Raw genomic sequence first — 25,783 nt, forward strand, 5'->3', positions numbered from 1 at the left:
GGTTAGGCTTCTTTAAAGGCCAACATGGCCGCCGCTAAATCTTCGCGAGAATCGCCAACGGATTTGAATAGGGTGATGGCCGTGGCTGGCTCAGGTAACGCGTTTCGACCAAGGTGAGTATTGCCGCATAACTCGGTCAATTCCGCTTGAATGTCGGTGGCGGCGATGGCACCTTCTTTAATGGGGATGATTAGATCGCCCGTTTCGGCCAAAGCCCCTGCGCGGGTGTCGACAAAGATCGAAGCGGTTTGCACGGCGGTGTTGTCCGCTTCACGCATGGTCGGGGTGAAGCTGCCGACCAAATCCACGTGCACGCCAGGTTTTAGCCATTCGCCCAACAGAATGGGCTCGTTAGCAAGGGTGGCGCAACTGATGATGTCCACCTCTCCAGCGACCTGTGGAAGTTGCTCTGTAGGGCAGACGCGAGCGTCTATGCCTTGGCGTTGTAAATCGGCCGAAAACTCAGACGCAGCAAGGGGTGTTCTGTCCCAAATCCATACGGTTTTGATGTCGCGAACGCTACAATGTGCGGGCACCAAATGGTGTCCCATGCGACCTGCGCCCATCATTAACAGGCTGCTTGAATCGGTACGGGACAAATAAGACGACGCCAGCGCCGACGCGGCGGCGGTGCGAATCGCGGTGATCACATTGCCGTCCATTTGTGCCAAGGTTTGACCGGTTTTGCCACAGCTTAGGGTGTACAAGCTGGTCAAACCAGGAAGGTTGCGAGTGTTGTTGCCGGGAAACACACTGACTTGTTTGACTCCAAGGTATTCCCCTTCGATCCAAGCGGGCATCAATAACAAGGTCGCCTGTGGCTCGTTGGGCACATCGATAAAATGGTGATGACGAACGGGAGAATGCACATCGGCGACAAAAATATCTCGCAAGGCAGGGATGATTTTAGACCAGGTTAAACGGGCGCGAAGTGTCTCGGCAGAAATCTGCATAGCGAAGGCTCCTGTGGTGTGCCGTAAGGGAATGAATGACGTCATCCTAGCAAGATATGGCCGCAGGCAGTTGACCAAAACTACGATAATGCGCACCAAAGCTATGGGATCGAGATCGATCGTTTGTCGTGCTAGCAAGATGCTAGGAAGAGATGTGACGAAATGCTATAACAGGACATCTAATCTTATTGTGACGTATGTTAACGAACGGTGGCGTGATGCAAAGCGAGATTCGTCGAAGTGTGATTGCGACCCAGCAGGGTGAGCATTTGCATGAGTATTCGCAAATACTCATTGGCTGGCAGGGTCGGATGACTTGCGAGCTGCCTCATTCCGCTCGCGCTTTAACGCGGGGGCAATTCGCGTTGGCGCCGAATGACATCCCCCATCTGTTTTCTGGTCATTCTCAAGAGTGTGAATTGCTGGTGGTAGACATGCACAAAAAAGACCCCCTGATGACCTACATAAGCGAAAGCTCAGGGGTATCGGCGGAGGTATTGTTGTCGTCCACTCCGGCGTTTTCGCAATTGCCGGTGGAGCTAATGGGCTGCTTGGCCTTTACGGCTCAGCGGCTAATCGGAGCCAGTGAGCAAGTTCGGCGTCGGGTCAGCACGCAAATGTTGCCCATGGTGCTGTTGCAAATCAGCGACATTCTTAGCGAACAAGACAAAACATGGCGCAGTGTGGCGCACCAGCGGCTCGAACCTCAGGTGCTCAACGATTTGATCGACGCCAAGCCAGAGCAGACGTTGAGTAATTCATGGCTGGCGCATTATTTCAACATGAGCGAAAGCCATTTTTATGTGGTGTGCCAGAAACAATTCGGCATGAGTCCGCAAAAATACCTGCTCACGCGCAAGCTTCAACAGGCGCAGCAATGCCTGCAAACCACCTCGATTCCCATCGCACTGGTAGCAGAAAAATACGGCTTTTCGAGTACCTCGGCATTTTCTCGTGCCTATAAGAAACACATGGGTGTTTCACCGAGCAAAGCCAAAATGTAATGCAATGTTTTTGAATGTTAATGAATTTAGTCAATTTGTAGCCATGTGTTACATATTTAAACTACTTCCTATTAGCCAAACATGCTTTATTTAAGCATCCTCTTATGGTGTGTTTTTTGCTTATTTTAGGTTGCCAATGGTGCGGTCATTCTGGTTCGGCTCAAAAGGGAAGGTGAGTGTTGAGTATGTCGATTAAGTTTCGTTTTTTAATATCAACCACCCTTATTCTGCTTCTTACTTGTTTCTTTTCTTGGCTGTCCATGAGGGTGTTAGCGGAAGACATTATTGTCAGCTGGATTGAGCGCTACGCTGAAAAGCAAGTTCTGTACGACAAAGAACGCACCTTGTCGCCCTTAATCCAGCAGGTCAATCTCTCAGAAGAATTTGCCAATTTAGACTCCCTCAAAGCCTGGGCGAAGCAGCCCGACAATGCGCAGCTCAAGCAAAAAGCATTGGCTGATACGGAAGCATTTCGCGGCCGTTTTGCCGATGATTCCTATTTTATTGGCTTAAAAGGCAACGGTCATTATTACTACAGCGACGGTGTTTTGCCGCCTAGTGGCGATCTGTATCGTTATACGCTGGACAGTGCAAAAGCGTCGGACGAATGGTTTTATCAAATTATGGCCGCCGAGCTGGACATGCACCTTAATGTGAACCCAGATGTTGAACTTGGGGTGATTAAACTGTGGAGCGATGTGTTGATTCGTGACGGCGACGCCATATTAGGCGTGGTGGGAACCGGCTTGGATTTGTCGGTGTTTTTAGCGCAAATGGTGGAAAAACAAGATATTTACTCGGCCATTGTGTTTACTAACTACGAAGGTTCTATTCAGCTGCACAAAAAACAAGAGCTGATCAATTACGCCACCATCACCAAACAAGCCCAAGACAAGAAGCTTATTTTTTCCTTGCTGGACGATGCTGAATCCAGCGAACGGCTCCAAAACGCCTTTGTGCTGGCCAAGTCTCATCCTAATCAGGTGGAAACCACAGCGGTGCACCTTAACGGCGTGCGTCAACTCGCCAGTGTGGTGTACATCCCAGAAATCGACTGGTTTCAAACGAACTTTATCGATATTAATAACTTCCTTCCTCTTACGGAGTTTTCGGGATTATTGCTGATTTTCTTTGTCAGTCTAGTGTGTGCCTTGATCGTGTTTTATGGCTTATTAACGCTGATTGTCACCAAGCCTTTGGAAGAGTTGAGCCTGTCCATTCAGTCTTTAGGAGAAAAACGCTATCGAGCTCCAGTACTGAGCTGTTTCGCAGGACCTGAAATTAAACGATTGGTGCACCAGTACGAAACGATTTCACGGTCTTTATTGGAGCATCAATCTTCTTTAGAAGCGAAGGTCGAGGAGCGCACCGAGGCGCTCAATCGTTTGGCGAAATTAGACCCTTTGACCGAGTTGTATAACCGCCGCGGGTTTGAGTTGTTCATGGCGCAATACATGCAACATTGGCAAACAACACAGCAGCCATTCGGTCTGATCAACGTGGATGTGAATCGTTTTAAAGCCATCAACGATCAGTATGGTCATGTGGCGGGTGATTGGGTGTTGCAAGAAGTTGCCAAGCATTTACTGAGCGCGGTCGGCAATAAAGGCGAAGTGGCTCGCTGGGGCGGCGACGAGTTCCTGATTTTGTTAAAACAAGCAAACGCGCACACCTTGGCTCAATTAACGAGCCAGCTGTTAGACCATGAAAACGCCCCCGTGTTGGCCATAGACGAGCATAACGTTAGGGTAACATTCAGTGTTGGCAGCGCCTTGATACAAGAAAACGACACCATAGACGATGTGTTTCATCGGGCAGACAGCGCCATGTACGCGGTGAAGTTTGCGACAAAATAGCTCGCACAAAATAATGCTCTATTCAGTAAAGAAAGTGCACAGGATTGTTTTTCTCAGCAAGTGCCCAATCTAGTTTTTCATCCTTGATCTCAAGATGAAAACGAATTCCGGAGTACGTTATGTCACAGTCAGATAATACCCTTTTTAGCCCAGTTCAACTTGGCGATGTCGCCTTAGCCAACCGTTTTGTGATGGCGCCGTTAACCCGCACCCGCGCCCCCGGTCATTTACCCAATGCCTTGATGGCCGAATACTACGGACAGCGCGCCAGCACGGGTCTGATCATCACCGAATGCACTATGGTGACCGAAGATACTTCGGCGTTTGGCGACGATCCAGGTATTTATTCGCAAGCGCAAATCGACGGTTGGAAGTTGACCACAGACGCCGTGCATCAAGCGGGCGGCCATGCCTTTATTCAAATTTGGCACGCTGGAAGAGCGGCTCATCCTTTGTTGAACGGTGGCAAAGAAGCGGTAGGCCCGAGCGCTATTGCGATCGATGGCGAGACGCACACCGCAGAGGGCAAAAAGCCTTACACAGTGCCTCGTGAATTAACCGTCGCCGAGATCAAAGCCATTGTGAACGATTTCCGCCAAGGGGCGATCAATGCCAAAGCCGCTGGGTTTGATGGCGTTGAAATTCATGGCGCCAACGGTTATTTACTCGACCAATTCTTGCGCGATAGCGCCAACCAGCGTACCGACGAATACGGCGGTTCAATGGAAAACCGAGCGCGTTTCTTGTTCGAAGTGATTGAAGCCGTGACAGAAGTGATGGGCAGCGGTCGAGTCGGCGTGCGTTTGTCGCCGTTGAACAGTTTTCAAAGCATGAAAGACACGGACCCATTGGCGTGGACGCGCTTTTTGGCGGAGCAATTAAACCGTTTCAACTTAGCGTATGTTCACCTGATGCGTGCGGATTTCTTTGGGATTCAGCAAGCTGACGTGGTGAGCGTCGCACGCGAAGCGTACCAAGGTCACCTGATGGTCAACATGGGCTACAGCCCAGCAGAAGCCCAGCAAGTGATCGCCTCTGGCCAAGCCGACAGCGTGGCATTTGGTACAGGCATTTTGGCGAACCCCGACTTTGTTGAGCGTGTTAAACAAGGCGCTGAACTGAACCAACCGAACCCAGACACTTTTTACACACCAGGCGCCGTCGGTTACACCGATTATCCATTTATGAGCGCTTAACAATTTATAGGCGCTTAACAACCGTGGTATAAACACCTTATCAAAACGCCAAGGCTGCGGCTTTGGCGTTTCTTTTTGACTTGTTAAGGCAACCACACAGTGACCACCACACCTTCTTTTACCTCTCCTATTTTATTGTCCAAACTGCCCGCCACAGGCGTGACGATTTTTAGCCGCATGTCGGCGCTGGCCAATGAGAAAGGCGCGATTAATTTATCTCAAGGTTTTCCGGATTTTCCACCCGATCCGCGCTTGTTAGAACGCGCTTCTCAGGCACTGTTAACCGGTAATAATCAATATTCTCCCATGACAGGTTTGCCATTATTGCGGGAAGCGATCGCCGGTTTAATAGCGCGTCATTATGGCCGCAGCGTCCATGTCGCCGACGAAATCACCGTGACCAGCGGCGCGTCGGAGGCGATTTTCGATGCCATTACGGCGCTGATCAAACCGGGCGACGAGGTGGTGTTGTTTGATCCCGCCTACGATTTGTACGAGCCGGCGGTGACGTTAGCCGGCGGTGTGTGCAAGCGGGTGACCTTGACTGCACCGAGCTTTCGACCCGATTGGTACGCCTTCCTTGAAGTGCTGAGCGATAAAACGCGTTTGGTGTTGATCAACACGCCACACAACCCGACCGGCAGCTGTTGGTTGGCAGAGGATTTAGAGCAATTATGGCAAGCGGTTCAGCACCATGATTTGTATGTGCTGTCGGACGAAGTGTATGAATTTATCCAGTTTAATGACGAGGTGGTGAGCGTTCACAAACACCCAGAACTGGCTCAACGTAGCATTGTGGTGTCGTCGTTTGGCAAAAGCTTTCATTTGACCGGCTGGAAAGTGGGTTACGTGGTCGCCCCCGCCAACCTCACTGCGGAATTGCGCAAGGTCCATCAATACGTCACCTTTTGCACTGCCACGCCCTTGCAACAAGCCTTAGCGGAGCATTTGCTGGCATTACCGGAAGAAAGCGCGGGGCTGGCGGGGTTTTATCGTCAAAAACGCGACTTACTGAGAAACGCCTTGGCAAACAGCCGCTTTCATCTATTACCCTGCGATGGCACCTATTTTCAGCTATTGGATTACAGCGATATCAGCGATTTGGATGACGTGGCGTTTTGCGAATGGCTTATCGACGAAATTGGCGTTGCCGCGATTCCGATCAGCGTGTTTTATCAAACGCCCCCTGACAACCAGCGAGTGATTCGTTTGTGCTTCGCCAAAGCAGACGACACCTTAATGGAAGCGGCTCAGCGCTTGAGTGCGCTGTAGCCGCGATTGTCGTCTGTATTAGCTTGGCATGGTGTCAAAAGCGGGCACGTCTTCGATGTGCTCGTCCCAATTGGCCTTGCTGCCCATGAAAATATGCGCCTGCACACCAAGCTCGACATCGGTGTCCAAGCTGCCTGCTGGCACGGCGATCAGGCCACGGGTTTGGGTCGCGTCGGTCGGTACGTTGGAGCCACAAATCGAGCAAAACGTACGGGCGAAAGCCGTCCCTTCAAGGCGATAAAAACTCAATTTCTCTTCGCCACTGAGCCATTTCAAGGAGCCACCGGGAGCGAACAAGTTCGCGCAATGGTTACTGCCCGAGGTCTTGCGACAGCGTGTGCAATGACACAGCACAAAGCGCTTAAATTCACCCTCTACTTCAAATTTAACCGCGCCACATTGGCAAGACCCAGCGTGTGAATGATTCATAATAAAGTGCTCTTTGTTATTAGATGTGAATGACAGCGCTCACGAGCGAGACTGAATGTTCAAACATTAAACCACCGCCAGTGAGCAGACACAAAACACCTTGTAAGATTCAACACGGACAACCGCGCTCAGTTTACTGCGCGGTGTAGCCGCCATCGATCACGATAGCTTGCCCCGTCACGCCCTTTGCCGAGGGGCTGGTGAGGAACAAGCAGTAGTCAGAAATTTCATCCACGGTAAGCAAACGCTTTTGCGGCACCAATGGCCAGATCACTTCTTCTAACACCTTGTCGAGGGAGACATTTCGGGTGCTGGCGAGATCCGCGAGTTGGTTTCGTACCAGTGGCGTATCCACATAGCCTGGGCAAAGTGCGTTAACAGTAACGCCAAAAGGCGCGGCTTCCAGCGCCGCGACCTTGGTGAGGCCAATTACCCCGTGTTTAGCCGAGTTGTACCCCGCCTTGCCGGCAAAGCCGATTAAGCCATTGATCGACGCCATGTTGATGATGCGCCCATGGCCCGCGGCTTTCATCAGCGGCAGTACCTTCTTGATCGCCAAGAAAGGCGCGATCAGCATGATGTCGATGAGTCGACGGTAGGTGTCCGACGGGAAATCTTCGATCGGTGCCACATGCTGCACCCCCGCGTTGTTGATCAGAATGTCGATCTGACCAAATTGCGCGATGGCGTCATCAATAGATGCCATAAACTGAGCTTCGTCGGTCACATCGCAAGCAAAAAAAGCGCAGTTTGACGCGTGCTCGACCATGTTGTTTCTGGCGATGTCGATGGCCGTTTGGCTGAAATCCAAAATCGCGACCTTCATGCCCGCGTTTAAGAATGCGTGGGCAATTTCCAAACCAATGCCGCTGGCGGCACCGGTAATTAATACAGTGTTTGAGTTCATATTCGTGCTCCAAACAGGTTAGCAAAAAAGAGGCGGTACAAGGGTTAGCCGTAAATCACTTCGGGTAACCAAAGCACCAGGTCTGGAAAAATGAACACCAAGAGCACCGCTAATAATTGCAGCAGCACAAAGGGAATCACGCCTTTATAAATGTGCATGGTGGTCACGCTCGGTGGCGCGACGCCTTTCAAATAGAAGAGCGAAAAGCCCACCGGCGGCGTTAAGAACGAGGTTTGCAGTGCCAGCGCAAACAAGACGACAAACCACACCAAGTTGAAATCCAGCGCGACCACCACGGGGCCGACCAAGGGCAGCAGAATCAAGCTGATTTCTAACCAGTCTAAAAAGAAGCCTGCGACAAAGGCGATCAGCAGAATCACCACAATAATGCCTGCTGGTGACAGCGGGATGCTTTGCAGCAAGGCGCTGATGAATTCGTCGCCGCCCAAGGTGCGTAACACCACGGCAAACGCCGTGGCACCAAGGAAAATCCCGAACACAAAGGCGGTGGTGATGGTGGTTTTACGACACACTTCGGCCAGCATGGCCATGTTGAAGCGCTTGTTCATGATCGCCAGTAACGTCGCGCCAAACGCCCCCACGCCAGCGGCTTCGGTAGGCGATACTATGCCCATGAAGATAGAACCCAACACCGATAAAATCAGCGCCAGCGGCGGAAATACGGCTTTGAGCGTGTCCCAAATTAAGCCCATGGTGACCGGCGGTAAATTTTGCGGTGGCTGGCACACTTTAGGGTTGAAAATCGCCGATAAAATTACGTAGACAATGTACAAGCCACCCAGCAATAGGCCAGGAATCAGCGCGCCCATAAACAAGTTACCGACTGACAACGACAGTTGATCGGCCATGATGATCAACATGATGCTCGGCGGAATTAAAATCCCCAAGGTGCCTGACGACGCCACAATGCCACTGGCAAACGACGGCGAATATTTTTGCTCCAACATGACGGGCATAGACAGCATGGCAAGCAGCACCACAGAAGCCCCAACGATGCCGGTAGACGCGGCAAACAAAATGCCGATTAGAATAACCGCCACGCCCAAGCCGCCACGAAAGCGCCCAAATAAGTTGACGAAATTGACCATCAAACGCTCGGCCACGCCGGAGCGTTCCAGCATCAAACCCATAAAAATAAACATGGGCAAGGCGACCAGCACCCAGTTGCTCATTTGTGCGTAAATCCGCTGAACGATGGTGCCGTAAATGCGCCAATCGTTCATGTAGTAGGTGTCCCAATCCAAATAAGTGGACGTTAAAACGCCTACCACGCTAAATACGATGGCCAATCCAGCAAGAATCCACGCCACGGGAAAGCCAGAAAAAATCATCATGATAAAACTGCCAAGCATGGCAATGACTAAAAACTCGTAGGTTTCAAACATAAATTATCTGCCAATTAAGGGTGCGAAGAAGGTTGAACGGGCGCGCCACGCAAAAAAGCGACGCAACGAAGCCAGCGAGAAGTAGCCGCCATAATCAACAACGCCAAAGCGATCAAAATGAAGGATTTAAGAATCCAGCGCATGGGTAAGCCGTCGAACGAAGGTGACACCTCGTTCATCCGGTAAGAGCGCTCTACAAAGGGAATCGCGTAGTGAAACATCACCACACAAAACGGCAGTAATAATAGGCTCAAGCCAAGCACTTCAATCCATACTCGGCGTTTCAGTGACCAGTGTTCGGCCACCGCGTCCACGCGCACATGGCCATCGTGAATAAAACAGTAGGATAAACCCACCATGAAGCCAACGGCATACAGGTGCCATTGCAGTTCTTCTAAGCCCACAAAAGTGGTGTTAAAAAAGTAGCGCATTAAGGCATTGCCGACGATGAGCAGCATCAGCGCCAGCCAAAGCCAAGACACCAAACGACCGGTTTTCTCAATAACAGACTCTAGCCAAAGAGAGACCTTGGTATGAGGAAGTTTGTCCATGTCGGAATGGGATAATTGCGCCTCGATGTCAGCCAAATTGAGATTAGGTGATTGATCGGACATGTGTTGCTCCTGAGAGAGGGCACGACACCGCGCGCCCAGTGAAAAACATCGGCACCAGAGGGTGCCGACTCACTGTGTAGCAATGAACGTATAGACGTTGAAGGGTTACTGAGTGTCCCAATCCCGTGGCAAGTAGCCGAATTTCTTCCAAGTGCTGTGCTCTTTTTGGAAGGCCTTCATGGACGCGTAAATTTCAGCGAACTGTGGGTCTTTCGCAGAATGACGTGCCATTACCTTGTCGGTGGCGTCTTGGAAGGCGTTAAGCACATCGGTTGGGTATTGATGCAGTTGCACACCTTTCTCTTTGAATTTGGTCAACACGCCACCTTGCAAGGCTTCAGATTTGGAAATCGCCAAGGTATTGGCCGCCATACAGGTGTTTTCGATTAAGGCTTGGGTTTGGCCGTTGAGCTTATCCCAGTCGTTGGTGTTGATGTACAAAAATTGGTTGGTGGAAGGCTGATGCCAGCCGGGCAAATAGTAATGTTTGGCTACTTGGTAGAAACCAAGTTGCTCGTCCACCGTTGGGATGGAAAATTCGGTGCCGTCCAGTACGCCGGTTTCCAGCGCTTGATACAATTCGCCACCGGGGAAGACGTTGATCGACATGCCAAATTCCGACATGATTTCGCCGCCCAGACCCGCCGCGCGGAATTTAAGCCCGTCTAGATCGTCGACCGATTTGATTTCTTTACGGAACCAGCCCGCCGCTTCTGGGCTGATGGTGCCGCATAAAATCGGACGCACATCGTAAGGTTTGAACAGGTCTTTGAGCATCTTGTCGCCGCCGTGGAAATACATCCATGCGGTGAATTCATTCGATTCTAAGCCGAATGGTGTGGCGCCAAATAACGCCGCCGCCGGAATTTGTCCCCATTCGTAGCCCATCCAAGAGTAACCAGCCGAGATGTTGCCCGCACTGACGTTATCAAAAATACTCAACGCGGGGATCAAGGTGCCCGGTTCAAACACTTGTAGGTTAACGCGGTTGCCGCTGGTTTCTTTGAGCATGCGAGACACTTCTGGCATGGCATCGCCCAATGCGGTCAACGAGGAGGAAAACGCCATCGGCACCTGCCAGCGTACTTTATCGAAGTCCGCATAAGAAGGCATGGCAAAGCTTAAAGCAGTGAGACAAGAGGCCGCGATCAGAGTCTTTTTCATGGTAATCATCCTATTATTTTTATTGTTTAGCAGTGTGCTGACAACAACACACTAAGAGCAATCTGTGTTTTGCTCAAGGCGTGCTTGAGCATGACGCTGTGAAGAGTATTACAAGAAGAGTGCCAAAAATTAAAATCCTATAAAAATCATAGGCTTATGATTTTTATAGGGTTGATAGATAAAAATAAACCCAATTATTTTCCGGTTATATGGACGGTTTGCGGTTATTTTGCACTTTTTTACCGATAAAACCGTCCGATAAAAAACACCTAGTCCGAATAATTGGACGTTTTGGTGAGTTTTATTAATTTTTTCTGCCAGTCGTTAGGTTAAACCATGCTTATCGAGTTTTTCATACAGGGTCGATTTGCTGATGCCCAGTTGCTTTGCTGCTTTCGTACGGTTGTTGTTGCACTCAATTAATACGGCTTTGATGATGTTGCGCTCCGCGAGACTAAGTTGCTCTTTGAGGCTACTACTGGAAGCCTGCTCAAGACTCAAGGGCGTTTGATTAGGAGACAGCTTCTCGGCGACCTGAGAGAAGTGCGACGGCAGCAGAGACAAGCCGATTTTACGATCTTTGCTGGTGTAAAACGCCGCTTCCATCACGTTTTCTAGCTCACGAATGTTGCCTGGCCAATGATACGCCAACATGGCAGTTAAGGCGTGCGCCGTCAATTTAGGGGCGCGACGACCGGTACGATGGGAAAGCTTTTGCAAAAAGAAGTCGGCCAGCTTGGCAATGTCGTCACGACGCTCACGCAGTGGCGGCAGATCGATGGCGACCACATTAATGCGGTAATACAAGTCTTCGCGAAACTCTCCGCTTTCGAGCAAGCTTTCTAAGGGGCGATGGGTGGCGGTGATGAGACGAATATTAATGGGCGTGGGTCGCGTGCCGCCCACCGATTCTACTTCACGGTCTTGTAATACCCGCAGCAATTTGGCTTGCATTAATAACGGCAAATCACCAATTTCATCCAAAAATAAGGTGCCGCCGTTGGCCAATTGAAACTTGCCTGCCTTGCCGCCTTTTTTCGCTCCGGTAAAGGCACCTTCTTCGTAGCCAAATAGTTCGCTTTCGAGCAAATTTTCTGGAATTGCGGCGCAATTGACTTTAATAAAGGGGTATTCCGCGCGATCCGATAACTGATGAATGGCGTGGGCGTAGAGCTCTTTGCCCGTACCGGATTCACCGCGCACCAATACGGTTACATCACCAGACGCCACTTGTGTCACCTTGGCGCTGAGGGCTTTCATTATAGGGCTGTCGCCGATGATGTCGGTTAGGTGAAAGTTCGCCCCTGTGTCGAGCTTTTCGGCGGCGAGGCGAGTTTGGTGTTTGAAATCTTGTTCCACCAACAAGGCCTTGATGTGGCTGTTGATCTGTTTCCATTCGTGGGTGTCGTGGAACATGACCGTGCCGACCGCGCCAATCACTTCCCCTTGTTCTATAATGGGAAAACGATTGGCGATCATGTTGCTGCCAAGGATTTTTTGGAACGATAAGCGCTCGGGTTTGCCGGTTTGAACCGTGATGTGCATGCGGGTGTTTTCGATCACGTCGGTGACTTTTTTGCCGATCAAGTCTTCGGCTTTTACGCCTAAAAAGCGCGCGTAGGGGCGGTTAATAAAGAAAATCTTCGTCTGATGATCGACGATCACCACCCACTCTTCCATGGCGTGCAAGATGGTTTTGTAGGTGTTGGCCGCTTGTGTGAGCTTGTTTAATTTTTTGACGGGCATGGTAAATCCGCTTTTTTGTTTTGTATCGACCCATTCTAGGGTCATCGTTGGTAAATGGAAACCAAGCACCGTATTCAGAAGTCTCAGACTCAGCAGACAATAAGAATATCCTGTTGAATAGTGATTCAACTCGACCAGACAGTGGTATCGTTAAGCATGTTATTCCCACCGTGATCGCATTTAACAAGGAGTTCCCATTGAGCCGTACGTTTCGATCTTTTTCTAACCCCAATTACCGGCTGTGGTTTGGCGGGGCGTTCATTTCGAATTTGGGTACCTGGTTGCAGCGTACCGCGCAAGATTGGATCGTGATTGCCGAGCTGTCGGACAAAAACGCCTCGGCGGTGGGTTTGGTGGTGTTTTTGCAATTTGCGCCGCAGATTTTTTTATTACCCCTGACGGGTTGGGCGGCGGATCGCCTTGACCGTCGTAAGTTGTTGTTTACTACTCAATGCTTAATGGCGATTTTGGCGCTTATTTTGGGGTTACTGGTGTTGAGCGGCCATGTGGTGCTCTGGCAAGTGTGTGCCTGCGCTTTTGCTTTGGGGTGCGTGGCGGCCTTTGACGCGCCGGCGCGACACGCGTTTGTGTCGGACATTGTCAGTGAAAAAGAGCTGTCGAATGCGGTGGGATTGAACTCGGTATCGTTCAACTCGGCGCGCTTAATAGGCCCTGCGGTGGCGGGCTTGCTGATTGCGCTGATCGGCACCGGCTGGGTGTTTATGATCAATGTGTTGTCGTTTATTCCTCTGTTAACCGCCTTGTATTTATTCAAAACCCGCCTATCGGCGACTTCTGCGGATACGAGTAAAACTCACACAGATAAGGCGAAATTCTTAGACGGTTTTCGCTATATTTGGCAACACCGTGAAATGACCATTATTTTGATGATGTCGTTTCTGATTTGCAGCTTAGGAATGAATTTTTCTGTGTACTTGTCTGCGATGACGGTGCACGTATTTCAAGGTCACGCCGATCAATACGGTTTCTTGATTTCCATGATGGCGATTGGTTCGATTTCTGGGGCGATTGTCACCGCGAGCCGTAAATCGTCGCCGTCGTTTGCTTTTATTATTTTAGTGGCGGGCATGTTCGCCGTGAGCTGCAGCTTGGTGGCCTTGAGTTCGAGCTTTTGGGTGTTTGCTGTCTTATTGATTACCTTGGGCTTGAGTCTGCAACTTTTCACCACGTCGACCGTGTCTTACATGCAGGTGGCCACCGAAAAACGCTACCGCGGCCGAGTGATGGCCATTGTGTTGGCCACAGTGCTGGGCAGCACCGCGATTGGTGCGCCCTTGGTGGGCTGGGTGGCGGATTTCTTTGGTGCGCGTTGGTCGATTGCGATGGGCAGTGCGTCGGGCATATTGGCGGCCGCGTTGGGGTTGTGGTTTGTGAGTCGGCAAAAGCGCGCTGCCCGCGAGCTTGGCAGTGCATGAGAATTGCAGTAATCTGAATTGAGCAAACATTTTTACGTCTAGGCAATTCAAATAATAATTCAAACCAGATGGATGGAGAAAAAGTATGACACAACAATTGGTAATGAGCTTTATCGGCGAAGATCGCCCCGGCATTGTCGAACGTTTGTCCGATACGATCGCACGACATCATGGTAATTGGTTAGAAAGCCGGATGGCGCATTTGGCGGATAAATTTGCGGGTATTTTGACCGTATTGGTGCCGCTTGAGCACCAAGAGGATCTGGTTACGGCGCTGCGTGACTTTGAGCAAATGGGCTTGCAGGTCACGGTCGAGATGGCTAACCAGCCGGACAGTCAAGGCTCAACTGTTTCTTTGTCTGTGGTGGGTAACGACCGCCCTGGTATCGTCAAAGCGGTGTCTCAAGTGCTGCATTCGCTCATGGTCAATGTAAAAGAGTTGACCACTTTATGTGAGCCGGCGCCGATGAGTTCTGACATGCTGTTTAAAACCGACATGGTGTTGATGGTGCCAAATACCCTGTCATTAGCCGATTTAGAAGCCGCGCTGGAAAACATCAGCAGCGATTTAATGGTCGAGTTATCCACAAAGTAAGTGGGTTACAACTCGTCCAAATGCGTCAAACACCAAGCGGCTCTGTCTAAAACGGCGTGTTTTTGTGCGTCGTTTTGTTTGTCCCAATTGCCATAAATCATGCCAATGCGTGGATTTTTGCTTAATCTTTCCCGATGTTTCACCATAAAGTGCCAATATAAGCTGTTGAGTGGGCAGGCCTGTTCGCCGGTTTTTTCTTTCACCTTGTAATGACACGAACCACAATAATCGCTCATTTTCTGAATGTAACTGCCACTGGCGGCGTAGGGTTTGGACGCAATCCAACCACCGTCGGCGAACTGACTCATGCCTCGCGTGTTAGGCAGTTCCACCCATTCGAGTGCGTCCACATAAATCCCCAAATACCATTCGTCCACCTGCTCTGGCTGAATTTCCGTGAGCATACAAAAATTGCCGGTGACCATAAGGCGCTGAATGTGGTGGGCGTAGGCGTAGTCGAGGGATTGACCAATGGCGCTGGCGAGACAGTGCATCTTGGTGTCCCCCGTCCAGAAGTAGCTGGGTAAATCACGTTCGGCGTTAAGGGCGTTTTGTTCTTGGTAGTCGGGCATGTTGACCCAATACATGCCACGTACGTATTCACGCCAGCCGAGAATTTGTCGCACAAAACCTTCGATTTGCGCAATATCGATCTCATCGTTTTCTCGATAGGCGCTCACCGCAGCCTTGATAACGAGCTTGGGGCTGATGAGTTTGCAGTTGATGGCGAAGGACAAGCGGGAATGATAGAGGCTCCAGCTGTGGGGCGTTTTGCTGGTCATGGCATCTTGAAAACGGCCAAAGTTAGGCAGCAGGTGCTCGCAAAAATAATCCAATAAAAGCAAAGCGTCTTGGCTTGTCACAGGCCATAAAAGAGCGGTGTCGGCTTTGCCGATAGAGGCAATCTGGTGGCGTTCGAGGCGCGCCAAAATTGAAGTTACATCATGCTGAAAGCATAATGGCTCGGGGATCGCGGCCAGATCTTGAGCTTTGAGTTTGTTGCGATTGGCGCTGTCGTAATTCCACTGACCGCCTTCGGGTTGCTTTTCATCGGCCATGAGAATGTTAAAGCGTTGGCGCATTTTGCGGTAAAAGCTTTCCATGCGCACCGTGGCATTGGGTTTGAAGTAGCGTGGAATCTCGTCGAACGGCAGCAAAAAGTGCTCACTGTCGACCATATTCATGGACAAGGTGTTCTCGCCTTCTGAGCCATGACGGTCAATGAGCGATTGGTAATTTTGCAGCACGCGGTACTCGTCGGGGCGTTGTAGCTCGATGCGTGTGATTTGGTGCTGGGCGGCGATGGAAAGAATCACTTGCTCGTGGGTTTGTGGCGTTGTCTCGCGGTTTGTTTTGTCAAGGGTCAGGTAACACACCGCATGACCCGCTTTTTGCAGCGCCTCGGCAAAGCGTTCCATGGCGAGAAAAAACGCACACAGTTTTTGCACGTGGTGTTTCACGTAGGTGGCTTCTGGGTGCAGTTCGGCGATCAGGTACAACACGCCGTCGTCTGTTTCACGAAACCAAGAATGGGCGGCGTTGAGTTGGTCGCCGAGAATAACGCGCAAAGTGTGGTATTGATTCATGAGTCGCCCTTGGAGGATGATTTAGTCGATTTGGTGCGTTTTGGCGCGCGGACGTGGGTGGCCAGAATGCGCTGCTTTTCTTTTTTCACATCGAGGTTTTGTCGGAATCCCCAGAGCCTGTCTCGGGCGGCTTTGCCTGCTTCGGCCAGTGGCACCAGTGGCGCGGGGTAATCGTCGCCAATATGGCATTCGTATAGGGCTTCTTCCATGGGTGACATTTCCCACGGGGCGTGGATGAGCGGCGCTGGCACTTCTTTTAGTTCCAGTACCCAGCGACGGATAAATTCGCCTTCGGGGTCTTGGTCTTGCCCCTGTTTGACGGGGTTATAAATGCGGATGGTGTTGGTGCCGGTCACGCCAGCTTGCATTTGAAACTGCGGGTAATGGATACCGGGTTCAAAGTCTAGAAACAGTCGCGCCAGATGATGGACACCCAAACGCCAGTCGATGTTCAAATGATGGCACAAGAAGCTCACCATCATGGCGCGCATCCGAAAGTTTATGTAACCGGTGGCGCTCAGGGCACGCATGCAGGCGTCTATCATGGGGTAGCCTGTTTGGCCTTGTTGCCATGCCCATAAATCGGCAGAGACCTGTTGGTCTTGACGATGAGGAAAGTGGTAGTAAGCGCGATTTACCGGACGATATTCCATCGCGCATTCGCTCTCGAATTTCTGCATAAAATGACAATGCCAATGCAACCTCGAACTGAGGGCGATCAAGGTGCGACGCCAGCCTTTGGTGTTCCAGCGGGAGAGTAAATCTTGGTACACCTCGCGCATGCTGATATTGCCCCAAGTCAAATAGGGAGACAGGCGTGTGCAGGCCGATCGGCTCGTGAGGGGACTGGAAAGTGAGCGGTAATAGTCTTTGCCGCGAGTGTCATAAAAGCTGTCTAATGTGCGCCATGCCAGTGTTGATCCGCCCGTTTGCATGCCTTTTTGCGGTGATTTCCACGATTCGGGGAGATCGGGTTGTGGATTGCTTTTGAGGCCAAACCAGTGTGCCTTCTCAAGCGGAACGTCAACAATGGGCGCACGCATGACTTTTTTCCATGCCTCGTCCCACGAAAGGCGATTTGGCAAAGCACGAATGACCGCGCCGGTGGGCGATTCTTGCCAGTCTATCCCGCGCTGGCGACACCAGTGTTTGACGTGTTTATCGCGTTCAAAGGTGAGCCCAATGCCAATTTCCTCGCTGCTAAACAACTGATCAAATGGCGCTTGCTGGTGGAGTTTTTCTAGAGCGCAGACAACCTCGTCCAAGACGATGTGGACACAACCGCCATAAGCTGAGAGCTGACGGTTCATATCCTCTAAGGATTGCCAGACAAAGCGCCAGTGACGTTGGTCGTAGTGTGGGTCGGCAATGAGGCTAGGCTCGTACACATATAAGGCGATAATAGGCCGCTGCTGTGCGATGGCATTGGCCAGCGGTGCGTGATCCGTAAGCCGCAAATCACGCTTGAACCAGACAAGCACCGGCGCTTGTGAAGAGGGCAATTGTGCCACGGCGGTCATGAGTTTGGGTATATGGGCCAATCGGCGGCGTCCACGGAATCGAGTTGCTCATCAAACACTTGCCCTTGCCATTTATTGATAAAACGTTGCTTGGGATCGTATTGCTCGGTTTGCTTTTTCAGGTTGAAGTGACGACCACCGCGAGGGTCAGCGCCGACGCCCGCGATGTACTGCCAATTGCCCCAGTTTGAGCCGACATCATAGTCAACCAACTGCTCTTCAAAGTAGGCGGCCCCATAACGCCAATCGATTCCAAATTCGTAAATCAAACAGCTGGCGACAATTTGCCGACCTCGGTTGCTCATAAAGCCAGTGGCGTTGAGTTGTTTCATACAAGCGTTCACGATCGGGTACGGCGTATTCCCTTGGCTCCATTTACGAAAGCGTTCAGCGTAATAACTGCCTTGAGCAGGCCGATTCGATAAGCCGCCAGGTAGAAACAGTTGTTTGCCATAGCGTGTGGCGTACCAGTGAAAGTATTCGCGCCACAAAAGTTCAAAGTAAATCCAGTAGGTGGACTCATTGGCGCCATGATCACGTTCGTAAACCTCTAGGCTGGCTTTGATCTGACGGGGTGACAGGCTGCCTTGAGCAAGCCAAGGCGAGAATTTGGTGGAGTTTTCCCAGCCGTCGAGCTCGTTCCGTGTTGCTTTGTAGTTTTGTGGCAAATCGGTGGAGAAATAGTCGCTCAATTGATCAATCGCTGCCTGTTCCCCTCCCGTAAACGGGCTGTTTTCGTCTAATGTTCGACTCAACGAGGTGGGCTGCCAAGGTTGAATTTGATGAAGATCAAAATGCGGTGTAGAGGGCAGTATGGGTGGCGCTGGTAATAATGTGGCGGTGTCGATGCTTTCCACAGAACGGCGGAACTTCGAAAAAGACACAGGCAGTTCTGCCACATCGAAGGGCAATTGGTGCGGACTAAATAAGCTCAATCCATGGCCTACACTTAGATGCACATCGGGAAAGCTCTGAGTGATGCGCTGCAAGGCTTGTTGTTCGTCCCAGCCACCGTGATGGTTACGGTAAAGATGGGAAATAGGCACTTCATTAAACAGAAGCGTAAGCGTTGTGACAGCGTCTAGGGGGCTCACATACAGGGTTTGTCCCATGTGGCTCAGTTGCGCAGAAAGATCATCTAAGCCTTGCTGTAGAAAGCGTCGGCGATGTTGAGACATGCCTTTTGTCGCATAACGACTAGGGCGCTGGCTATGGGGTTCATCACAATACAGGCACACCAAATGATCGACATCTTGCGCTGCTCGCCATAGTATTTCTTGATCGGCGCAACGCAAATCGTTGCCAAACCAGATAACGCCCAGTTTCATGGTGATATTCCTATGTGATTAATTGGAGATTAATAGCTAGTACGTGGAGAACAAGCGATTGGTTTAGGCCATTGTTATCGTGGGATTAGAAGCACTTTTAATACGTGTTTAATGAAAAAAACAAATGTACGAGTAACAAAAAAACACATTCAATTTGTGAGTAACATCAAATTTTTTGGGGAAAAATCGTTCATCGTGCAAATAAAATGATATACATCACAAATCACCGAGATTTGGACTAAAATAATATATGTTTTAGTTAACTTCTATATAGTGCTTTTCTATCAGAAAAGGCATCATCTCTTGTTTTTCGTATTCAGCGATTAGCTGGGTAATATCTCTTAAACATATTAATCAGTTAAGCATTATTATTTGGTTGAAAGTGATCTGCAATGACAAGGACATCACATCGGGTTTACGCGAAGCAGAATGGCTTTTTGCTCTGTAAGCGAATAACGACTTGTAAAATGGGTATTAAGGTTCAAATAACACATTATGGATACTAATCAGGAAAGTCTTCTCTACAAAGCCTTGTTTGAGGCGGCGGCAGACGGGATTATTATTATCAATAGCCGTGGCATTATTGAGTCATTTTCGCCCTCTGCCGAAGCCTTGTTTGGCTACGCAGAGACAGAAGTAGTTGGTCAAAATGTGTCTGTTTTGATGCCTAAAGATGATGCTCAGCGTCATGATGGTTATCTTAATAGTTACATGGAAACAGGAAAAACATCGGTTATCGGCAAAGGTCGTGAAGTGACCGCGATGAAAAAAAATGGCGATGTGTTTCGCATGCATTTGTCCGTTGGCCGTGCCGATATTCCGGACAGTCAGGTCATGTTTGTTGGCATTTGCCATGATTTATCGCCATACCTTAACGTCGTCAAACAACTTGAGCGTGTCGATATTCGTTATCGAAATGTGTTTGAATCAGAAGGCTTATTTATTGTCCGCTTAACTTTGAACGGCACCATTATTTTGTCGAACAATGCGTATGCTCATCAGTTTTTAGACGATCGAATTGCGGGTGATAACTTTTTAAACAGCGTGGCTGATTCTTCTCTACAAGATGCCCAGCGTTTACTTTCTTTGTCTCATCATGGCCTTTCGAGCGAAATAAAAATGCCTTTGATGATGTCTCACGATGATACCTTTAAAGAGGTCGAGTGGTGGTTTAAGCAGGTCAAGGACAACACGGGTTACCACATTCAAGCCGTAGGCATTGATGTCTCTGAAAAAGTGGGTGCGACCAACGAAGCGTTCTTCTTGAAAAACTTCGATTCTATCACCAAGCTTCCGCAGCTTGACTATGTTCAAATGCTTTTTACCGAGTCAAACAGGAAGGACCATGATTGCTATTTCATGGTGTTCGAATTGGTGGATTTTGAGCGTATTCGTGTGCTAAACGGCGAAGTGTTGGCCGATAAAATGCTGGGTGAGTTAGCTCGCTCATTAGGGGAGAAAGTTCTTTTTGAACACTTTTCTCGTCTGCAAGCTAGCCGCTTTTTACTGATTATGAAAACCCACCCGACCAAGCCGTTAGAGCAACAAATTCAAATCATCGCTGAATACATTCAAACTGAGCTGAAAAATACCATTGGTGATATTAGTTCAGACATTCGCGTGGGCACCGCTGGTTTTGACCCACAAAAAGACAGCTTTGCTTGTGTGGTAGAACGGGCGCTTATGGCCGTGGAATTTTCTCGACAGCAGAATGTGTTTTTGTCCTCTTATAATGAGTCGATTCATCAAGCGGCGACACGTAAAAAAGACATCCAAAAAATGCTCATTGAAGCCATTCGAGACTTCAATATAGACGTGTACTTTCAGCCAAAAATTGATCTACAGAGTCGTCGTATTTCAGGCTACGAAGCCCTTATGAGATGGTTTACCGACGAATACGGTTATGTTTCGCCGTTAGAGGTTATTGAAACCGCCCAAGAGCTGAATGTACTGTTTGAGCTGGATAAATGTGTGATGAAAAAAGCCTTGTCTATTATTAAGACATTGCCGCACATTTTTACGGTGAAATCACCGGTATCCATCAATATATCGGCGCGAAACTTTGGTTCAAAACGTCTTATCGATGGGCTTATTTTAGGTGTCCAAGACCTTGGGTTGGACCCAAGATCCATCGAGGTAGAAGTAACAGAAGACGCCTTATTAACGATTGGCGACCAAGTACAATCGAGCGCGAATGCCTTACGTGAAGCGGGTATTAAAATTTGTCTTGATGACTTCGGTACAGGGTATTCGGCTTTGAGTTACCTTGGCAAACTGCCACTTGATAACTTAAAAATTGATCGCAGTTTTGTTATTGAGTCAGAAAATGAAAGTGGCCGTTTGATGCTGGAAGCCATTGTGTCAATTGCAAAGTCTTATCATCTGACGGTGACAGCCGAAGGAATAGAAACCCCAGAGCAGCAGGCTTTTCTAGCGTCGATTGGCTGTGAATACGCACAAGGGTTTTACTATTCAAAGGCTTTACCTGCGAAGGAATTACCAGCGTGGATCGACACTTATCAAGCAGAATAAGTCATTAGATCACTCGATAATAAACACCATACGAAAAATAGGGGTATAATGCGCGCCACTTCTTCTATTGATACTGAAAGGTTATGAAACTATGAGTCTTCCGAATTGCCCAAAATGTAACTCAACGTACGTCTATGAAGACCAAGCCATGCTGATTTGTCCAGAATGTGCTTATGAATGGAATCCAAACGAAGAGATCGTTGATGAAGACGTGCTTATCATCAAAGACATGAGCGGCAAGTTGTTGCAAGAAGGTGATAAAGTGACTCTAGCAAAAGATCTTAAAGTGAAAGGTTCATCGCAAGTGTTGAAAATTGGCACCAAAGCAACGATTAAGCGTTTGGTTGACGGTGATCATGATATTGACTGCAAAGTCGATGGTGCGGGTGACATGATGTTGAAGTCTCAGTTTGTGAAAAAAGCATCGGCCTAATTTTCTCGTGGGCGATAAAACGCCGGCAAGAGACGAGTGAAATAAAAACGCAAGACATAAAAAAAGAGAAGACCCATTGGGTGCTTCTCTTTTTTTTATAAAAATTTTTCGATTTAAGCGTGATATTGATTTAATACCTTGGCTTTGAACACATAGCTGCCAAATGGCACTAAAGATGCAAGAAACCCAATCAAGGCGTGCTTTACGGATACACCAAATCGAGCCACACTCAGCGCTAATAGAATGTTAAATAAAATAAACAAACCACCATGAATTGGTCCAATCAAACTGACCATTTCTGGCATGTCCATGAGGCGTTTTAAGGGCACGGCAATAAACAGTAACAACAGCAAAGATGTGCCTTCTAAAATAGAAATGAAGCGTAACATTTTCATAAATGATCTCTTAAAATAAGTATGTTAATGATTCCTAATATACAGACAATAAGACCTTAAAAGAACGGTTTAATTCCATTTTAAATGGTTTACTTGTGATTCATTAGCTGTGCTGCACGGCTAGGCGATGCCGAGCGCTTTTTTCTGTGTATTGGACCAAGTATGGATCAAATGATCCACGGCCAAACCAATAAAGGCGACGCATAAGCCAAGCAGAATACCTTGCCCCATGCCATTAGATCTCGATAGAGACTGCATGATCAGCTGACCGAGATCATCGGTACCGATAAAGGCCCCGATAATCACCATAAACAAAGCAAAAATAATGGTTTGGTTGATGCCTAACAAAATATGTGGGAAGGCCAAAGGCAGCTCGACATGACGCAAACGTTGCATACGATTTAACCCAGACATGGACGCGGCTTCTTGCAAAGACGGAGGAACATTTCGTAAGCCTTCTACCGTATAACGTGTTGCTGGAATGGTTGCGTACACAATGACCGCGATCAGCACGGACAAATCGCTGACACCAAACAACATGATCACAGGGATCAAATAGATAAAAGACGGGAAGGTCTGGAAGGTGTCACATACCAGTAAAATGATTTTGGTTGCACGTGCATTTTGAGAGCATAAAGCCCCCATTGAGCAGCCGATGATCACCGAAATAAGGGTTGCGAACGTCACCATATAAGCCGTGATAAGAGCGCGATCCCACCACGGCGTTAAGGCGATAAAGCCAATAAACGCGGTGACGATGATGGCCGAGCGAATGCCACCAATGAGATAACCTACCCCAGTCACTAGAAACAAGGTGGCGACGACCGGCATGGCCAGATAGGTTTCTTTCATGGGGACCAAAACAGAGGTAATCATAAACAAGTTAAAGCTCTGTACACTCTGATAGGTCGCAGTGATCAACCAGTCTACAAAGGCGTCCCAAAAGGTTTGAGTTGTGAACCCTTGGGCTTCATCAATGATATAGAAGTAGTTGTGCACGTTTGGTAAAAACGTCGCCACAGCGTAGGCAATGATGGAGGTAATAATAAGAATGGCCATAAAAGCCAATCGGTATTTGTAATGCAAATAGAAAGGCAAATCGGCAAAGTAGTCGGTTTGTTTGTTCGCCCAGGCTAAAGAAAGCTTATCCAATACAACGGCGATTAGTACGATGGACACCCCTAACTCAAGGGCTTCGCCTATATTGAGCCGGTTGAGTGCGACCAGAAGGTCGTATCCTAGGCCTTTTGTTCCGATAAAAGAAGCAATCACGGCCATGGCCAAACATTGCATGATGACCTGATTCACACCAATTAAGATATCGTGACGCGCCGTCGGAATGAGCACGTTAAACATCAATTGACGAGGGTTACAGCCACTCATTTTGCCAGCTTCTAGTACTTCTGGGGCGACTTTTTTTAGTCCCAAAATAGTAAGTCGTATCATGGGAGGTGTGGCAAAAATAACCGTCGAAATAGCACCGGCATGATCGCCAATACCAAAAAAGACCACCACAGGGATAAGGTAAGAAAAGTGAGGCATAGACTGAGCCACGTTCAATAAGGGCGTTAAAATCAGTTCGAACGTTTTGTTTTTATAGGCCAATATCCCTATGACCAAGCCAATCAACACTGACAAGGGCACGGCTACCAGCACAAAAGAAAGAGTTTGCATGGCCGGCTCCCATTGCCCAAAGAGCGCAATATACACCATAGAGAGACCTGCGAGCACAGACAGTTTAACCCCGCCAAGGTAGTGGCCTAAAAGGAAAGCACCTGCAGCCACCGCGGTCCAAGGCAAGGCAGGAATGTACGCCCACTCGTTGTCGCTGACAAAATCCCAACTGGTAAAGATAACAATGGTTTTAACACCACCCAACAAAAGCTCTCGGATCAGTGTGATAAAAAACAGCACAACGCCCGACAAGCCGCGGGTGAACTCTTTCATCATGGTGGACTCTTCAGTGAGATCAAGTTCGGCATCGTAAATGTCGACAACCCAGAAATCATTGATGAGGTACTTCAATCCATTATTCAGGGCGTCCGGCAATAGCCAGAAAATATTTTCTTGGAAACGCCATAGGTTGCCGCCGGATTCTGGGTCTATGGCGACGACAAGAACAAAGAAAATCGCCAGTAAGGCGAGAAACTGAATGCCTTTATGGTGTTTTACGTTCTGCATTAGGCTTGACCTACTGTGTTGGTGTTAATAGACAGCTCGCTTGTGTCACCAAATAAAATTTTCACCATAATTTGGTTGGTTAGAATGCCCACTTTTTTACCTTGATCGTCAACCACGGCGACGGGGTTTTGCTCGCTCAAGACACCTTCTGCAATGGTTTCTATAACGTCATCTTGTGACACGGTTAAATCGCTAAGAGGTGTATGGCCATCGTCCTCTTGCATAATGGTTTTGCACGTTAAAACGCGTTCACGGCGAACACCGCGGGTAAACTTAGCGATGTATTCGGTTGCTGGGTTAAGCACAATATTGGCAGGCGTATCAATTTGTTCGATGATGCCATCTTTCATGATGGCGATACGATCCGCAAGGCGAATAGCTTCATCAAAGTCGTGTGTAACAAAAAGAATGGTTTTGTGTAAGACGCTTTGTAAGCGAAGAAACTCGTCTTGCATTTCTTTTCGAATCAAGGGGTCGAGTGCTGAAAAAGGTTCGTCTAAAAACCACAGTTCTGGCTCTACCGCAAGAGAGCGAGCAATGCCGACACGTTGCTGTTGGCCGCCGGAAAGCTGACGTGGGAAGGCGTTTTCATTGCCCGTCAGTTCAACCAGTTTTATCATCGCCATCGCTCGCTCCATACTGTCTTTGGTGCTGATGCCTTTCACTTGAAGAGGAAGCGCGATGTTTTCTAATACGGTTTTATGTGGAAGGAGCGCAAAGCTCTGAAAAACCATGCCCATTTTATTGCGACGAATATTAATGAGCGCTTTGTCGTCCATGTTTAGCAGGTCTTCACCATCGATAAAGATGTTGCCTGCGGTGCTCTCAATTAAGCGTGAAATACAACGTAAGAGAGTGGACTTTCCTGAACCTGAAAGGCCCATAATGACGAGCATTTCCCCTTTGTGAACCTCAAAAGAGGCGTTATTGACGCCAATGACGCATCCTGCTTCAATTAAGGATGCTGTATCGATTGCTCCGTCCGCTTTTCTTAAAACCTTGTCTGCGTGTTCGCCAAATACTTTATAAACAGATTCGCATTTAATAACGGGCTGGGTGGGTGTGGACATAACTTAAATCCCTGAAAAAAGAAGGTGCTACAACAAGCGGTTTGTTAGCACGGTGTTATTGAGCTGCTAAGGTGAGGCCCTTAAATAGACGTTGTGCAGTGCGTGGCAAGTACAGCGAATACAGCCAACATGCTAAGCACCTTGGCTGTACATTCACTTT

At 48.9% G+C, this 25,783-nt stretch carries 21 protein-coding genes; 8 read left to right on the plus strand and 13 right to left on the minus strand.

Features of this window, described 5'->3' with window-relative positions; genetic code table 11:
• Positions 1-2 precede the first annotated feature (2 nt).
• A complete protein-coding gene (gene lhpI / locus J9B83_RS07560; RefSeq protein WP_211536147.1) occupies positions 3-953 on the minus strand; it encodes a bifunctional Delta(1)-pyrroline-2-carboxylate/Delta(1)-piperideine-2-carboxylate reductase in 951 nt (316 codons plus the stop codon).
• Between the two features lie 197 nt (positions 954-1,150).
• Between lhpI and J9B83_RS07565 the strand changes: the two genes are divergently transcribed.
• From J9B83_RS07565 to J9B83_RS07580, 4 genes are all read left to right on the plus strand, one after another.
• Positions 1,151-1,957, plus strand: coding sequence for an AraC family transcriptional regulator (locus tag J9B83_RS07565; protein WP_211536148.1), 807 nt, complete (start codon positions 1,151-1,153; stop codon positions 1,955-1,957).
• A gap of 185 nt (positions 1,958-2,142) precedes the next feature.
• Positions 2,143-3,813, plus strand: a complete 1,671-nt coding sequence (locus J9B83_RS07570; protein WP_211536149.1) for a GGDEF domain-containing protein — start codon at positions 2,143-2,145, stop codon at positions 3,811-3,813.
• Between the two features lie 119 nt (positions 3,814-3,932).
• A complete protein-coding gene (locus J9B83_RS07575) occupies positions 3,933-5,009 on the plus strand; it encodes an alkene reductase (protein ID WP_211536150.1) in 1,077 nt (358 codons plus the stop codon).
• A gap of 99 nt (positions 5,010-5,108) precedes the next feature.
• A complete protein-coding gene (locus J9B83_RS07580) occupies positions 5,109-6,281 on the plus strand; it encodes a methionine aminotransferase (RefSeq protein WP_328797716.1) in 1,173 nt (390 codons plus the stop codon).
• A gap of 18 nt (positions 6,282-6,299) precedes the next feature.
• Here J9B83_RS07580 and J9B83_RS07585 read toward each other — a convergent pair whose 3' ends face one another.
• From J9B83_RS07585 to J9B83_RS07610, 6 genes are all read right to left on the minus strand, one after another.
• Positions 6,300-6,710, minus strand: coding sequence for a GFA family protein (locus J9B83_RS07585; protein ID WP_211536151.1), 411 nt, complete (start codon positions 6,708-6,710; stop codon positions 6,300-6,302).
• Positions 6,711-6,843: 133 nt separating this feature from the next.
• Positions 6,844-7,617 carry a 3-hydroxybutyrate dehydrogenase gene (locus tag J9B83_RS07590; RefSeq protein ID WP_211536152.1) on the minus strand — a complete coding sequence of 258 codons (774 nt, stop codon included), beginning with the start codon at positions 7,615-7,617 and terminating at the stop codon, positions 6,844-6,846.
• 44 nt (positions 7,618-7,661) lie between these two features.
• On the minus strand, positions 7,662-9,023 hold the full coding sequence (locus J9B83_RS07595; protein ID WP_211536153.1) for a TRAP transporter large permease: 1,362 nt from the start codon (positions 9,021-9,023) through the stop codon (positions 7,662-7,664).
• A 14-nt stretch (positions 9,024-9,037) separates the two neighbouring features.
• Complete coding sequence (locus tag J9B83_RS07600; protein WP_211536154.1) at positions 9,038-9,637, minus strand: TRAP transporter small permease subunit; 600 nt, start codon at positions 9,635-9,637, stop codon at positions 9,038-9,040.
• Between the two features lie 105 nt (positions 9,638-9,742).
• Complete coding sequence (locus tag J9B83_RS07605; RefSeq protein WP_211536155.1) at positions 9,743-10,801, minus strand: TRAP transporter substrate-binding protein; 1,059 nt, start codon at positions 10,799-10,801, stop codon at positions 9,743-9,745.
• A 324-nt stretch (positions 10,802-11,125) separates the two neighbouring features.
• On the minus strand, positions 11,126-12,547 hold the full coding sequence (locus J9B83_RS07610; RefSeq protein ID WP_211536156.1) for a sigma-54 interaction domain-containing protein: 1,422 nt from the start codon (positions 12,545-12,547) through the stop codon (positions 11,126-11,128).
• Positions 12,548-12,660: 113 nt separating this feature from the next.
• Between J9B83_RS07610 and J9B83_RS07615 the strand changes: the two genes are divergently transcribed.
• Together J9B83_RS07615 and J9B83_RS07620 are read left to right on the plus strand one after the other, a co-directional pair.
• Positions 12,661-13,983, plus strand: a complete 1,323-nt coding sequence (locus tag J9B83_RS07615; protein ID WP_236037187.1) for an MFS transporter — start codon at positions 12,661-12,663, stop codon at positions 13,981-13,983.
• A gap of 85 nt (positions 13,984-14,068) precedes the next feature.
• Positions 14,069-14,578 (plus strand): glycine cleavage system protein R, encoded by a 510-nt coding sequence (locus J9B83_RS07620; RefSeq protein ID WP_211536157.1) that lies wholly within the window; start codon positions 14,069-14,071, stop codon positions 14,576-14,578.
• Positions 14,579-14,583: 5 nt separating this feature from the next.
• On the opposite strand, the gene J9B83_RS07625 is transcribed toward J9B83_RS07620, so the two are convergent.
• From J9B83_RS07625 to J9B83_RS07635, 3 genes are read right to left on the minus strand one after another with little or no spacing between them, the layout of a single operon-like run.
• A complete protein-coding gene (locus J9B83_RS07625; protein ID WP_211536158.1) occupies positions 14,584-16,164 on the minus strand; it encodes a cryptochrome/photolyase family protein in 1,581 nt (526 codons plus the stop codon).
• Positions 16,161-17,705: a cryptochrome/deoxyribodipyrimidine photo-lyase family protein gene (locus J9B83_RS07630; protein WP_236037188.1), complete on the minus strand. Its 1,545-nt coding sequence runs from the start codon at positions 17,703-17,705 to the stop codon at positions 16,161-16,163. The genes J9B83_RS07625 and J9B83_RS07630 overlap by 4 nt, the downstream gene beginning before the upstream one ends.
• Positions 17,681-19,012, minus strand: a complete 1,332-nt coding sequence (locus J9B83_RS07635) for a DASH family cryptochrome (RefSeq protein ID WP_211536159.1) — start codon at positions 19,010-19,012, stop codon at positions 17,681-17,683. Before J9B83_RS07635 ends, J9B83_RS07630 begins: the two co-directional genes overlap by 25 nt.
• 495 nt (positions 19,013-19,507) lie before the next feature.
• Here J9B83_RS07635 and J9B83_RS07640 point away from each other — a divergent pair, with 495 nt between their 5' ends.
• Both J9B83_RS07640 and J9B83_RS07645 read left to right on the plus strand, forming a co-directional pair.
• The gene (locus tag J9B83_RS07640; protein ID WP_211536160.1) at positions 19,508-21,544 is read left to right on the plus strand and encodes a sensor domain-containing protein; all 2,037 of its coding nucleotides are present in this window, start codon (positions 19,508-19,510) and stop codon (positions 21,542-21,544) included.
• Positions 21,545-21,635: 91 nt separating this feature from the next.
• Positions 21,636-21,977, plus strand: coding sequence for a zinc ribbon domain-containing protein YjdM (locus J9B83_RS07645; protein WP_211536161.1), 342 nt, complete (start codon positions 21,636-21,638; stop codon positions 21,975-21,977).
• A 113-nt stretch (positions 21,978-22,090) separates the two neighbouring features.
• Here J9B83_RS07645 and J9B83_RS07650 read toward each other — a convergent pair whose 3' ends face one another.
• The 3 genes from J9B83_RS07650 to J9B83_RS07660 all read right to left on the minus strand — a co-directional run bounded on the left by J9B83_RS07650 (position 22,091) and on the right by J9B83_RS07660 (position 25,623).
• A complete protein-coding gene (locus tag J9B83_RS07650) occupies positions 22,091-22,372 on the minus strand; it encodes a DUF3817 domain-containing protein (protein WP_211536162.1) in 282 nt (93 codons plus the stop codon).
• 120 nt (positions 22,373-22,492) lie between these two features.
• The gene (locus tag J9B83_RS07655) at positions 22,493-24,553 is read right to left on the minus strand and encodes an ABC transporter permease (protein ID WP_211536163.1); all 2,061 of its coding nucleotides are present in this window, start codon (positions 24,551-24,553) and stop codon (positions 22,493-22,495) included.
• Positions 24,553-25,623 carry a quaternary amine ABC transporter ATP-binding protein gene (locus J9B83_RS07660; protein ID WP_211536164.1) on the minus strand — a complete coding sequence of 357 codons (1,071 nt, stop codon included), beginning with the start codon at positions 25,621-25,623 and terminating at the stop codon, positions 24,553-24,555. Before J9B83_RS07660 ends, J9B83_RS07655 begins: the two co-directional genes overlap by 1 nt.
• Positions 25,624-25,783 lie beyond the last annotated feature (160 nt).

The organism is Marinomonas vulgaris, from assembly GCF_018145875.1.
In the GTDB taxonomy this organism is placed as follows: Bacteria; Pseudomonadota; Gammaproteobacteria; order Pseudomonadales; family Marinomonadaceae; genus Marinomonas; species Marinomonas vulgaris.

Coding starts and splice junctions, on each gene's coding strand:
- J9B83_RS07600 (WP_211536154.1), bottom strand. CDS start 9,637: ATGTCCGATCAATCACCTAATCTCAATTTGGCTGACATCGAGGCGCAA.
- J9B83_RS07635 (WP_211536159.1), bottom strand. CDS start 19,012: ATGAAACTGGGCGTTATCTGGTTTGGCAACGATTTGCGTTGCGCCGAT.
- J9B83_RS07575 (WP_211536150.1), top strand. CDS start 3,933: ATGTCACAGTCAGATAATACCCTTTTTAGCCCAGTTCAACTTGGCGAT.
- J9B83_RS07565 (WP_211536148.1), top strand. CDS start 1,151: ATGTTAACGAACGGTGGCGTGATGCAAAGCGAGATTCGTCGAAGTGTG.
- J9B83_RS07625 (WP_211536158.1), bottom strand. CDS start 16,164: ATGAATCAATACCACACTTTGCGCGTTATTCTCGGCGACCAACTCAAC.
- J9B83_RS07590 (WP_211536152.1), bottom strand. CDS start 7,617: ATGAACTCAAACACTGTATTAATTACCGGTGCCGCCAGCGGCATTGGT.
- lhpI (WP_211536147.1), bottom strand. CDS start 953: ATGCAGATTTCTGCCGAGACACTTCGCGCCCGTTTAACCTGGTCTAAA.
- J9B83_RS07660 (WP_211536164.1), bottom strand. CDS start 25,623: ATGTCCACACCCACCCAGCCCGTTATTAAATGCGAATCTGTTTATAAA.
- J9B83_RS07570 (WP_211536149.1), top strand. CDS start 2,143: ATGTCGATTAAGTTTCGTTTTTTAATATCAACCACCCTTATTCTGCTT.
- J9B83_RS07650 (WP_211536162.1), bottom strand. CDS start 22,372: ATGAAAATGTTACGCTTCATTTCTATTTTAGAAGGCACATCTTTGCTG.
- J9B83_RS07585 (WP_211536151.1), bottom strand. CDS start 6,710: ATGAATCATTCACACGCTGGGTCTTGCCAATGTGGCGCGGTTAAATTT.
- J9B83_RS07640 (WP_211536160.1), top strand. CDS start 19,508: ATGGATACTAATCAGGAAAGTCTTCTCTACAAAGCCTTGTTTGAGGCG.
- J9B83_RS07655 (WP_211536163.1), bottom strand. CDS start 24,553: ATGCAGAACGTAAAACACCATAAAGGCATTCAGTTTCTCGCCTTACTG.
- J9B83_RS07645 (WP_211536161.1), top strand. CDS start 21,636: ATGAGTCTTCCGAATTGCCCAAAATGTAACTCAACGTACGTCTATGAA.
- J9B83_RS07595 (WP_211536153.1), bottom strand. CDS start 9,023: ATGTTTGAAACCTACGAGTTTTTAGTCATTGCCATGCTTGGCAGTTTT.
- J9B83_RS07620 (WP_211536157.1), top strand. CDS start 14,069: ATGACACAACAATTGGTAATGAGCTTTATCGGCGAAGATCGCCCCGGC.
- J9B83_RS07610 (WP_211536156.1), bottom strand. CDS start 12,547: ATGCCCGTCAAAAAATTAAACAAGCTCACACAAGCGGCCAACACCTAC.
- J9B83_RS07605 (WP_211536155.1), bottom strand. CDS start 10,801: ATGAAAAAGACTCTGATCGCGGCCTCTTGTCTCACTGCTTTAAGCTTT.